Source organism: Mucilaginibacter sp., assembly GCF_041088075.1.
In the GTDB taxonomy this organism is placed as follows: domain Bacteria; phylum Bacteroidota; class Bacteroidia; order Sphingobacteriales; family Sphingobacteriaceae; genus Mucilaginibacter_A.
This window is the reverse complement of the sequence record NZ_JBGCVY010000012.1, coordinates 1-12,556: the sequence shown is the minus strand read 5'-3', so window position 1 is coordinate 12,556 and position 12,556 is coordinate 1. Positions and strand designations below refer to the sequence as shown.

8 protein-coding genes are annotated in these 12,556 nt (G+C 42.4%); 1 reads left to right on the top strand and 7 read right to left on the bottom strand.

Translation table 11 applies throughout. From position 1 onward, the window contains the following. Position 1 precedes the first annotated feature (1 nt). The 4 genes from V5804_RS01520 to V5804_RS01505 all read right to left on the bottom strand — a co-directional run bounded on the left by V5804_RS01520 (position 2) and on the right by V5804_RS01505 (position 6,995). Positions 2 to 670, bottom strand: coding sequence for a response regulator transcription factor (locus V5804_RS01520; protein ID WP_369589612.1), 669 nt, complete (start codon positions 668 to 670; stop codon positions 2 to 4). A 532-nt stretch (positions 671 to 1,202) separates the two neighbouring features. Beyond that, positions 1,203 to 4,340 carry an efflux RND transporter permease subunit gene (locus V5804_RS01515; protein WP_369589611.1) on the bottom strand — a complete coding sequence of 1,046 codons (3,138 nt, stop codon included), beginning with the start codon at positions 4,338 to 4,340 and terminating at the stop codon, positions 1,203 to 1,205. 264 nt (positions 4,341 to 4,604) lie between these two features. Continuing rightward, a complete protein-coding gene (locus V5804_RS01510; RefSeq protein ID WP_369589610.1) occupies positions 4,605 to 5,699 on the bottom strand; it encodes an efflux RND transporter periplasmic adaptor subunit in 1,095 nt (364 codons plus the stop codon). A 24-nt stretch (positions 5,700 to 5,723) separates the two neighbouring features. Next, positions 5,724 to 6,995, bottom strand: coding sequence for a TolC family protein (locus V5804_RS01505; RefSeq protein ID WP_369589609.1), 1,272 nt, complete (start codon positions 6,993 to 6,995; stop codon positions 5,724 to 5,726). Between the two features lie 315 nt (positions 6,996 to 7,310). Here V5804_RS01505 and glgB point away from each other — a divergent pair, with 315 nt between their 5' ends. After that, positions 7,311 to 9,410: a 1,4-alpha-glucan branching protein GlgB gene (glgB, locus tag V5804_RS01500; RefSeq protein WP_369589608.1), complete on the top strand. Its 2,100-nt coding sequence runs from the start codon at positions 7,311 to 7,313 to the stop codon at positions 9,408 to 9,410. 123 nt (positions 9,411 to 9,533) lie between these two features. Here the strand turns inward: glgB and V5804_RS01495 are convergent, their stop codons facing one another. The 3 genes from V5804_RS01495 to V5804_RS01485 all read right to left on the bottom strand — a co-directional run bounded on the left by V5804_RS01495 (position 9,534) and on the right by V5804_RS01485 (position 12,109). After that, complete coding sequence (locus tag V5804_RS01495; RefSeq protein ID WP_369589607.1) at positions 9,534 to 10,187, bottom strand: response regulator; 654 nt, start codon at positions 10,185 to 10,187, stop codon at positions 9,534 to 9,536. Positions 10,188 to 10,229: 42 nt separating this feature from the next. After that, positions 10,230 to 10,910, bottom strand: a complete 681-nt coding sequence (locus tag V5804_RS01490; protein ID WP_369589606.1) for a sensor histidine kinase — start codon at positions 10,908 to 10,910, stop codon at positions 10,230 to 10,232. A 776-nt stretch (positions 10,911 to 11,686) separates the two neighbouring features. Next, positions 11,687 to 12,109 carry a hypothetical protein gene (locus tag V5804_RS01485; RefSeq protein ID WP_369589605.1) on the bottom strand — a complete coding sequence of 141 codons (423 nt, stop codon included), beginning with the start codon at positions 12,107 to 12,109 and terminating at the stop codon, positions 11,687 to 11,689. Between the last annotated feature and the right edge of the window lie 447 nt (positions 12,110 to 12,556).

The following is a 12,556-nucleotide window of genomic DNA, read 5'->3' as shown; positions in this document are numbered from 1 at the left end:
TTTATTTAAAAATATAGCCTTTGCCAATTACCGTATGGATCAGTTTCCGGTCGTAGTCTTTTTCTATTTTTTTGCGGAGGTAGTTCACGTAAACATCAATCATGTTGGTGCCGGTATCAAAATCAATCCCCCAAACCTCTTTTGCAATTAACTGCCTGGCTAGTATTTTATTTTTATTTCTGATGAAAAACACCAACAGGTCAAACTCTTTTACGGTTAAGGCAACCGGGCGGCCGCCCCTTTTTGCTTCGTAGTTTAAAGTGTTCAGTTCGATGTCTTCAAACCCGAGCAAATGGGTGTCGTTTTGCTTTTTTCTTCGCAGCAAAGCTTCCATGCGCGCCAGCAGTTCGCTAAAATGAAAAGGTTTAAGCAGGTAGTCATCGGCACCGGCCTTTAGCCCTTTCACTTTATCGTCAACCGTTCCTAAAGCGGTCAGCATCAGGATCGGAACCTGTTCGTTTTTAACACGCAACTGTTTGCATATTTCAACACCGTTAACATAAGGCAGCATTATATCTAAAATAATCAGGCCATATTCTTTGTTCAGCCCAAACTTTAATGCCGCCGCGCCATCTTTTGCCAGTTCAACCGTGTATTGGTTTTCTTCTAAGCCTTTTTTGATAAATGAAGCCACGCGGTCGTCATCTTCAACTAAAAGTATACTGACCATCCGTTTTTTAATGCAAATAGTAAAAGCCTGTTTAAATTTTATCCGGTCTGTTTTTCATACTTCTTTTATACCATTAAAATTTGGCATCTTTTAGTTTTGGCTAAAGCCATTTTTGTTTCCTTTTGTCCACGGCCTAAAGGCCGTGGCAATGAACAGCAAATCAATGCAAATCTGCTGTCAAAATGTACAAAAAAAACCGTAAAACAAGGCGGCTTAATTGCCACGGCCTTCAGACCGTGGGATAGGTAAAATGCAGCTTGGCTTTAGCCAAAACACTAATGAACAAAATTTAAACAGGCGCTAACAGTTTTTTGAAAAAAGATTGTTTTTTTATGAACGAATGCCAATACTTCTTTTACCACCTTAAATTTAGTGTTAACTGTTTTACTGCGGATACAAAATAAAAAGGCATAAAAGAAGCATCGGGATAACCCACGTTTGGGTTGTTTTTCAGGCTGATTTAAACTAAACCTTTCCTGTTAAACCTACCGGCCAATGCTTCTTTTATGCCATAAAAAACAATGTTTTACAATTACCCACTCACCGCACCAATCTTCTGCAGCAGCTTCCGGTTTTCCCGTTTGTGCATAAAACTGTACACCATCTTATAAATAATAGGTAAAATAAGCAGTGTTAAAATGGTGGAAGTAACCAAACCGCCAATTACCACAATGGCCAAAGGTTTTTGCGTTTCGGAGCCAATGCCGGTAGAAATAGCAGCAGGCATCAAACCGATAGCAGCCATTAAAGCTGTCATTACCACCGGGCGGACGCGCGACAGAACGCCGGTCAAAATGGCTTCATCTATCTGAACGCCTTCCAATAGGTTTTTACGGAAAACAGAGATCAGGATCACGCCGTTTTGGATACAAACACCAAACAAAGCAATAAAACCGATACCTGCCGAAATACTAAAATTGGTATTGGTAATGTGCAAAGCCAAAATACCGCCAATCAAAGCAAAAGGCACGTTTAGGATAACCAATACGGCATCTTTTACATTGCCAAAAGTGGTGAACAGGATCAGGAAGATCACCAACAAACAGATCGGTACAACGTTGGACAAAGTATGTGATGCACGAATCTGGTTTTCAAACTCACCGTTCCAGGTGGTGGTATAGCCCTGGTCAAATTTTACCGCCTGGTTTACTTTCTGCTGTGCTTCGGCGATGGTACTTCCCAAATCGCGGCCACGGACAGAAAATTTTACAGCGATGTAACGCATGTTGTTGTCGCGGTAAATAAAGGCCGGGCCGGTGAGTTTGGTGATTTGGGCAATTTCTTTGATGGCAATTTTAGAACCGTTCAAAGTTGGCACCATCAGGTTCTCAATCTTTTCTTCGGTATCGCGGTAGTCTTTTTGGTAACGGATCCGGATGTCGAACTTCCTTTCGCCCTGGTACAACGTAGTGGCTGCTTTTCCGCCAATCGCCATCTCGATAACAGCGTTTGCATCGGCCGTAGAAACGCCGTACAAAGCCATTTTGCTTTGATCCAGTTCAATCCGAAACTCCGGCTGGCCTAAATTTCGCAAAATCCCTAAATCTTCCACACCCTGGACTTTGCTTAAAACCCGCATCACTTCGTCGGCCTTACTATCTAAAACTTTGAAATCAGTTCCGAAAATTTTAACCGCCATCGAAGCCGGAACACCTGCGACAGCCTCGGCTACGTTATCAATAATAGGTTGCGAATAGTTAAAGATGATGCCCGGGAACTGGCTCAGCTTTTTGTCCATCTGCGCGATCAGCTCTTCCTGGGTGATGTTTCGTTTCCACTCGTCTTTTGGTATTAGGTCAACCTGGATTTGTACATTGAAAAAACCTTTCGGGTCAGTTCCGTCGTTCGTCCTGCCCACTTGCGAAAGGGTTTGTCGCACTTCCGGGAACGAACCCAAAATACTGCGCATTTTATTGGTGGTGCTGACCGAACTTTCCAGCGATGTGCTCATTGGCAATTGTGCTGTAACCCAAAGCGCGCCTTCGTTCAATTGCGGCAAAAACTCCGTCCCCAGCAATTTGGCCGAAGCAAAAGTTAAAGCCATAAAAACCAAGGCTACAATCAAACTTAACTTTTGGTTTTTATAAGTGAAATTGAACATTCTGTGAATACCATTTTCAAAGAAAAGTACAATCGGATTGTGTTTTTCGCGGACGTTTTTGCGGAGTAAAATGCTCGACAATGCCGGAACAAAAGTCAACGTAAAAATTAAAGCGCCCAGCAAAGCAAAACTTAATGTATAAGCCAGCGGCGAAAACATTTTGCCTTCTACTTTTTGGAAAGCGAAAATCGGCATTAAGCAGGTGAGGATGATCAGCTTAGAAAAGAAAATAGCTTTCCCCATTTCTGTACCTACATTTTTAAATATGCCCAGCTTGGCCAGCTTGTTAAACTTCTCCATGCCAACTTCTTTGGCCTTGTGGTCCAGTGCAACATAAATCCCCTCGACCATTACCACGGCCCCGTCTATAATTATCCCAAAATCAACCGCACCCATGGAAAGCAGGTTGGCGCTCATGCCTTTCAACCTTAAGCAGATAAAGGCAAAAAGCAATGCTAAAGGAATAATGATGGCCACGGTTAAAGTAGTTCGCCAGTCTGCCATAAATAAAAACACAATCACGGTTACCAGCACAATTCCTTCAATCAGGTTATGGATAACGGTATGGGTCGCAAAATCCATCAAAGTTGTACGGTCATAAAAAACATCAATTTTGGTGTCTTTCGGCAGGATATGGGCGTTCAGGTCTTTTACTTTATCCTTGATCCGTACCAAAACTTCAGAGGGGTTTTCGCCTTTCCGCATCACCACAATACCTTCAATGGCATCGTTGTCTTTATCACGGCCAACCTGGCCTAAACGGGGCAGGCCGCTTTCGTGGATATCAGCTACGTTACGCGCCAAAATAGGTACGTTGTTTACGTTTTTGATGATGATGTTTTGGATCTCGTTAATATTATTAATTACACCAATCCCCCTAACCACATAAGCCTGATTATTTTTCTCGATCACATCACCGCCCACATTGATATTACTGCGGTTAATGGCGGTATAAACATCCAGCGAGGTTAAGCCATATTTTTGAAGCAAAGAAGGGTTAACGCTTACTTCAAAATCCTTTTCTTCCCCGCCAAAGCTGTTTACGTCGGCAACACCGGGAATTGCTTTAAACTGACGGTCTAAAACCCAATCCTGTATCTCGGTCAGGTCGTGTATGCTTCTGATCTTGCTTCTCAGCGTGTAACGAAAAATTTCACCGGTTGGGCCGTATGGCGGTTCCACTTCCGGTTTTACGCCATCGGGTAAATCTGCATTTAACAAGCGGCTTAAAACCTGCTGGCGGGCAAAAGCGTCATCCACATCGTCATCAAAAATAATGCGGACGTAAGACAAACCAAAAGAAGAGGTAGTACGCAAATTGGATTTTTTCTGGACTGAATTCAGTACCGTTTCCATCGGGATGGTGATCATCCTTTCCACCTCTTCTGCACTGTGGCCAGGCCATTGTGCAATAATGATGATCTGGGTGTTGGTTACATCCGGAAAGGTTTCAATAGGTGTGTTTAAATAGCTCCAAACACCAAGGGCAGCAAGTACGCCCGTTAAAAAAAACACCAGGTAGCGGTGCCTTAACGAGAAGTATATGATATTTTTAATGAAACTGTTCATTGTTGGTTATGAGTTAAAATCGTTCTCTTTTTTGAAAATGGTTTCATTGCAACTTGTCTTGCAATTACTTGGAACTGGTTAAATTTTGTCCTGTTTGTTTGCGATGCTTCTTTTATCACCTAAATTTTGATGCTTCTTTTAGCACCTAAAATTTTGAAAAGCCAATGTTTTTCTATCTGTATTATCAACAAAAACCAATTTTATAGGCATAAAAGAAGCATGTTGATTTTTGGCAAAAATTTAAACAAACCCTTGCTAAAACGTTTATTCTTCGGTCAGCGCATCGTACAACAACAATTGGTTTTTAGAAACCAGCATTTCGCCGGCCTTTAATCCTGACGACAGGTAGCTTACATTATCTACTGTTTTTATCACATTAACTTCACGCACCTCTAATTCGCACTTGCTTTTGTAAACCACCACAAAATTTTTGCTGTCATTAAAAATAATGGAAGAAGCCGGTACAGTTACCGATTGCGTTTGCTCGCTGTTGGTGATGACAACCGAGGTAAACATTTCCGGTTTCAGCAGCATGTTTGGGTTGGGCAGCGTGATCTTAACTTTCATCACTTTGTTGTCCGGGTCCAGCACCGAGCTTACCTCGTTTACCTTGCCTGGAAAAACTTTGCCCGGGTAAGCCAACGTTGATACTTTGGCGGCATAACCTTGTTTTACTTTAGAAATATCGCTCTCAAAAACGTTGGCCCAAATCCAAACATCTTTCATATCCGAAATGGTGAACATGCTTGCCGCATTGTCCTGCCGGATAAAACTGCCGGGCGTAACGGCTTTTTCTACAATGTACCCGCTTTCTGATGCTTTGATTACGTATTGGCCGCTGGCGCTGGTGTTGCCATGGCCATTGATAGAAAGCTGCTCCTGGATTTTTGTATTGGCGGCCTGCGCTTTGTTGTAGTTTTCTTTGGCTTCGGTATAATCGCGCTCGCTGGAAATGCCGTTTTTGTACAAATATTCTGTTTGTGCCAGTTGGCGTTTGGCAATAGAAAGATCGGCGTTTGTAGCTGAGAGATCGGTGTAACTGCCTGCCACGTCAGCACTTCGCATCACGGCCAAAACCTGGCCTTTGCTTACTTTATCGCCCAAAGAAACCCTGACGTCCGTAACTTGGCCGCTGGAAAAAGGATAAACTTTGACCACGCGGTTTTCATCAAAAGAAACCTCTCCGGACAGTGTCAGCTCGTCCTGCATATTGGTTGTTTTAACCGTATCAATACTGATGATCTTGGCCAAAGAATCGGTGATGCAAACCGCTTTTTTTTGCGCCACTTCTTCTTTTTTATGTTCGCAGGAAGTCAAAAACACCAATACGGAGAAACCGGCTATTAATTCTCTTTTCATTTTTTTATAGAATGGGGTTATTTTTTAAGGGTTGATTACGGTAGAGCCAACATTAAAGTTAAGGTCGGCAATGGCTTTTTGCAGGTTGTATTCCTGCTGGATCACTTTTAGTTTGGTGTCTTTGTACGATTCAAAAAAATCAACAAACTCAACCAAACCCATTTGTCTCGAACGGTAAGCCTGAACCACATTTCCAAACAACTTATCGTAAGTGTTATAAAACTCCAAATTGTTTTTTGAGAACAATTGCAGGCTCAAATTATATTGTTCTACAGCCGTTACCACATCGTTCCGTACTTGCAGGTCACTGTTTTTAAGCACGTTTTCCTGGTTTTGGATGTTAAATTTTGCCGATTTGATATTGCCCTGGTTCCGGTTGAAAAACGGCAGCGGCAGGCTGATGGCCAAACCATAATAGTTGGGCACGTAGTTACTGGCGCGGTCATAATCCACACCGATAGAAACATCAGGCACGGCAAGTGCTTTTTGGTACGACAAATTATGGCCGGCCTGCGCCAAAGCATATTTGCTGGCCTGGTAATCGCCGCGGTTTGCCCTGGCCGTATCAATCAAAGCATTGATATTTAGCGGAACAGGGTTGGTGGTTGGCGTGCCGATGTCCGGTACGATAAACGTGGTTTCCTTAACCACCAGCAAGGTTTTTAAGTCGTTTTCCAGTTCGTTGATCTGGCGCACATTCTCCACCAAATCATTTTCCAAACCAAAAGCAACAGCCTGAAGGCGAACCACATCCCGCAAAGAGGAATTGCCAACACTATATTGTGTACTGATGGCTTTAACCAAATTGTTGGAAGAAGCGATCTCGTACTGAAAAATCCGGTTTTGTTCGATCAGGTTGTGCAATTGGGCAAAATCAACCTGCATATTATAACGCAGGTTGCGCAGCAAATCGTTAAACTGGGCTTGCTGGATGCTGGCATCGTCTTGCGCCACTTTTATTTGTTTGCCCCTTTTGCCGGCCGTTAAAAATACCTGGCTGATTTGTGCAAATAGCTGTCCGTTGCCGTTGGAATGGTTAAAAAACCCCAGTCCACGGGAATACAAGTTTTGATCGGTGCTTAAAGCAGGGTTGTCCCAAAGCCGGGCCTGCTGGATCAGCGCTTTGCTGGCATCCACATTGTACCGTTGCGCAATCAGGCTGAAGTTGTTTACCAGAAACCTTTTTTCGGCGTCTTGAAATTTCAGGGTCAGGGTATCAGTTTGGTTTTGGGCATAAAGTGCTGCAGATAGTGCCATAGCGGCAATTAAACTAACAGCAAATTTTAGTTTGAACATAGGTAGTAACTCAGATTTTTTTTAATGAACTGCTTAGATTGATGTTCTTTCTACGTAAAAAGGAGGCAGTTGCCTTGTTATTAATGTAAAATAACAGTTTGCAATAGCATATTGCCCGGATGCTTCTTTTAGCGGCATAAATTAGCAATTACAGTTTTGTGTATTATTACGGGCGAAAGTAGATATTATTCTAATTCTCGTTTGCAACTTTATTGTTATTAACCTGTTAAAAATATCATCCGATTGTAAGCAATTTAAAGCAGTAGTTTTGCAGTCAGATTGATAGCTTTATCCCGATATTAAAACAAAAATACTATGGCCAAAAAAGGAGTTTCCGCAACAGGTGAAGCAGTAAACAAAGATACTTTGCCCAAAGAAAAAAAAGTACCGGCCACCAAAAAAGGTGCGGTAAAAGAAGCATCGGCAGGCACCAAAAAAAATAAGAAACCAGCAACTGTTTCCCCCGAAACGGGCGTTGCCGAAACAGAAAACACTCAAACCATCAGCTTAAGCCCGGTTGAAGTTTACAGCCGTTTTACCGATTTTGATATTGGTTTGTTTAAAGGCGGCAAGCATTACCGTTTGTACGAACTGTTTGGTTCGCATACATTAGAATACAAAGGCGTAACCGGGACTTATTTTGCCGTTTGGGCGCCAAATGCAGAAACGGTTTCTGTAACCGGCGATTTTAATGGTTGGAACCGGAACAGCCACCAGCTTTTTGTGCGCTGGGACGGTTCCGGGATTTGGGAAGGCTTTGTTCCGCATGTTGGCGATGGCGCAGTTTATAAATATGCCATCCGTTCTTTTTACGGTGAAGAATTGGAAAAAGGCGATCCTTTTGCGCTGCGCTGGGAAGAACCGCCTCGCACCGCTTCCATCGTAACGCATACTTATTTTGAATGGAAAGATGCCGACTGGATGAAAACGCGCCATCAACATAATGCCTTAACCAGCCCGTACTCCGTTTATGAGGTACATTTTGGTTCCTGGGCACGTAGTCCCGAAAACCCTGAAAAGTTTCTCGGCTACCGCGAAATGGCCGACGTGATGGTGAAATACGTAAAAGACATGGGTTTCACGCACGTGGAGTTTATGCCGCTGGCCGAACATCCCTATTATCCAAGCTGGGGCTATCAAATTACCGGTTATTTTGCGGCCAGCACGCGTTACGGTTCCCCGCAGGATTTAATGTTTTTAATTGATCAATTTCACGAAGCCGGGATTGGGGTGATTATGGATTGGGTGCCTTCGCATTTTCCTGGCGATGCACACGGCCTTTTCCGCTTTGATGGCACCAGTTTGTACGAGCATGAAGATATGCGCAAAGGCTTTCATCCCGACTGGAAATCCTACATTTTTAATTACGGCCGCAACGAAGTCAAGGCTTTTTTGATCAGCAACGCTTTGTTTTGGCTGGACCGTTACCACGTTGACGGTTTGCGGGTTGATGCCGTTGCTTCGATGCTGTATTTGGATTATTCGCGGGAGGCAGGAGAGTGGGAACCAAACATTTACGGCGGCAACGAAAACCTGGAAGCCATTCAGTTTTTGCGCGAATTTAACGAAGCGGTTTATGGCAATTATGCCGATGTGCAAACCATTGCCGAAGAATCCACTTCGTTTCCCGGCGTAAGCAAACCAACTTATTTGGGCGGTTTGGGTTTTGGCATGAAGTGGATGATGGGCTGGATGCACGATACGATCAAGTATTTTCAGGAAGACCCGATCAACCGGAAATACCATCACCAGCAAATCACTTTCAGCTTGCTGTATGCTTTTACCGAAAACTTTATGCTGCCGCTTTCGCACGATGAAGTTGTGTACGGCAAACATTCCATGATCAACAAAATGCCGGGCGACGAATGGCAAAAATATGCCAATTTGCGCGCTTTGTACAGCTATATGTTTACGCATCCGGGAACCAAATTACTGTTTATGGGCGATGAGTTTGCGCAATCGGAAGAATGGGCTTTTGGCAAATCGTTGGATTGGCATTTGCTGCAATACCGGCCGCACAAAGGCATGCAGAATTTGGTGAAAGCGTTGAACCAACTGTACAAAACCGAACCGGCTTTGTATGAGGAGGCATTTACAGGAAAAGGTTTTGAATGGATTGACGACGGCAACGCTACGGATTCCGTTTTGCTTTACCTCCGAAAAGGGACCGACCCAAAAGATGATTTGGTGGTGGCTTTAAACTTAACGCCGGTTGTCCGTACTGGTTTTCGTATCGGCGTGCCTACCGCCGGAACCTGGAAAGAAATATTTAATTCTGATGATTTGCATTATTGGGGAAGCGGGATCCTCAATCCGGAACCTTTAGAATCAGAGGAAATTGCCTGGAATTATCGAAACCAATCTGTGCAATTAACTTTGCCGCCGTTAAGCGTTTCGGTATTGAAAAAGGTGTGATAAAAACAGTATCCACTTAAATTTACAAAAGCCGGTTCAGCAAGCCGGCTTTTTGCTGATGCTTCTTTTATCGGGTAAAAAAAGGTGGAAAGGTAAAAGGTTGAAAGGTATCAAACAAAAGTATCACACCTCCATAATCCCTTTTTTAATCGCATAAATCACCAGACCCACAATATTTTTTGAGCCTGTTTTTTCAAACAATTTGGTGCGGTAACCTTCCACAGTGCGAACGCTTAAAAACAGTTTATCGGCAATTTCGGTGTTTTGTTTTTCCTGGCAAATCAGCTTTAAAACTTCGATTTCGCGTTCGTTCAGTTCGGTTTCTTCTTTGCCTTTTCCGCGCAGCGTGCTTTTTTCCATAAACTGCTTGACCAGCGAAATAGAAAGGTGCTCGTTGAAATAATAGCCTTTTTTATGCACGGTAAAAACAGCATCAATAATTTCCTGCGGCTCGGCGTTTTTTAATAAATAGCCGCAGGCACCGGCCTTCATCATGTCCAGAATGTATTTGTCTTCGTTGAACATGGACAAGGCCAGCACTTTCACATGGCTAAAATTTTGCTGAATGTGGGTCGTAGCCTGCATCCCGTCCATTTCCGGCATTTTGATGTCCATCAAAACCACGTCGGGGTTTTTAAAGGCCAATTGTTTAACCAGTTCAATCCCGTTTCCGGCTTCAAACAAAATGTTCAGATCGGCACAATCTTCCAGCGTGGCTTTTAAACCTTCCCTGAAAATTTTATGGTCATCGGCGATAGCTAAGTTTATGACTGGCATGATGCTTTTTTTATCGCTAAAATTAATATTATCGCTTGAGAATCAAGTAACTAAATTAATTTTTATTTCTGCCGACATGCCTTCGCCCGGTTTTGATTTGATTTCGATCTGCCCTTTGATAAAATCCGTCCGGCTTTGCATGTTTTTCAGGCCCGAACCATTTTTATAAGCAGCCAGATCAAAACCTGAGCCATTGTCCTGATAAGTCAAAACCAACATTTCGTGGCCCGACACCAAATTTATGCCGATAAAAGAAGCATGTGCATGTTTGATAGAATTGCCGAAAAGTTCCTGCACGATTCGGTAAAGCGTAACTTCAACTTCGGGCGAAAAGCGGTTTTGTAAAGTTTCGTGCTTAAAACCAACTTCGATGCCCGTGTTTTGCTGTATCTTTTTGCAAAAGTCGGCCAAAGCTTCAACCAAACCAAAATCGGTCAGCAGCGGCGGCCGCACGTTTTGGATGATGCTGCGGATTTCCTGGATGCACTCGTCAACCAGGTTTCGGGTACTGCTTAACAGCGGAACGGCTTGTTCATCGGCCGCACACGTTTTATTTAACCGGTGCAAATTGAGTTTGATGGCCGAAAGCACCTGGCCAACGCTGTCGTGCAAGTCTTCGGCCAGCCTTTTGCGCTCGCTTTCCTGCGTTTCCAAAATGGTGCGCAGCAAATCGTTCTGTTTTTCGATCTGTAAATTCCGCTTTTCTTCCTGGTTCGCAATCATTCTGCGTTGGTAAATAATCACGAAGAGGAACAAAAAAACAATCAACAAAACTACGACGAGCGTGCCAATAATTAATATGGTTGTTAAGCTACTTTCCGTGGTTGGCAAAATAATCCGATGGTAAAAAACAGGTTAGCAATGATGTTGGTAACTAAATGGATGACGTATAAATCGCCGGGAAATTTAAACTTCGTAAAAAGCATGTAAAGAAATATGTTGAAAGATGCGTAGATAAGGACCCCAGAATTGAACCAGAAAAAAGGCTGCTCTTCGATGTGTAAAAATTCTTGCCGGTTAAATAACTGATGGAAATACAACAGGCAAATAGTAATCATAAAGAAACTTAACGCCGTGTTTCCCCAGGTTGGGTAATTCCAAATACTGTTTTTAACGATGAAAAATAAGCACATCAGTAAGCTTAAGATTCCGGCGTAGAGCGTAAATCTTTTTAGATAAATGTTGTAGAACGAATTAAAATATATCCAAGTGTAAAATATAAAACTTGATATAATGGATAAATACAAGATTGGATAATTATTTTTTACAAATGGAAAATTATTTTTTATGGAAATATGCATGAGAAAATAAACCCATTCCATAGAATCAATTATAAAAGTAATTGCAAGGAAAGCGGCAATCAGTTTTAAAACCTGGTTTAGGTTTTTAAAATTTATGATTGCCGCTATCAGGGGAAGTAAACCTGATGTAAAACTTAAATAACTTAATATTGGCATTTTTATAAAACCCGTTGTTTGCCTGTTTAACTATGCAATAAATCAAGAACAGCCTTGTGTGCCGGGACAAGGCCATGACTGGTCATAAAAACTGAATTCGCCAGTTCCGTTGGCACTTGCCTCGGCCATAATTGTATGAGGCTGTCCATCTTCCTTTAAGCTATTGTTTGTATGGTTGGGCAATTGGTCTTTTCCATGTTCGTCCACACCGGATAAAATCAATTGCCTGTGGCCTTTGTCGTCCAGCGCATAGTGCATTCGGATACCGACACAGCCTCTTTGCTTTAGTAATTTCACAATTACTTCCCTGCCAAAAAAGTGGGACGTGGTAATTGTTTTGTCGTTGATCTTTCGGTAATTGCTTGTCCAAAGCCTTACTTTTTCTAAAGAAATTGGCCCTCCAACATGTTCAAGTTTTCCTCTCCTGAAATCGTTTTCTTCATTTACTGATTTTTCTGTTTCCATGGTTTTTTGGTTTTTGTTTAGGATAAATTTAAAACAAAAGCTTTGATAATTTATATTGAAGGCTTAATTGCAAAGCAAAAATTATTGGTGCAAAAATTGATAAATGCCTAAAAATGAGGTGGTAAAAGAAGCATCGGTTTTAACCCAACCAAAAGATTGCGTGGCAGCACGATGATGATTGCGTAGTTTTACGTATCAAAAAAAGAGGTTAAAAAAGGGTTTTTGTTTGGAAATTGGTTTTCTCAAAACCGTGTAAAACAAAAGAAGCCGGTTAAAAAACCAGCTTCTTTTGTTTATGGTGTCCCATCCTGAAATAAGTTGACCCTAAATCAACTTAAAGATGAAAAAGCAGGAAAAACCAGCCATTAAGCGCACACAACGGGATTACAGCATGGCCTTTAAAATACAGGTTATCGGCGAAGTAGAAAGAGGGGAATTAAACCAGGA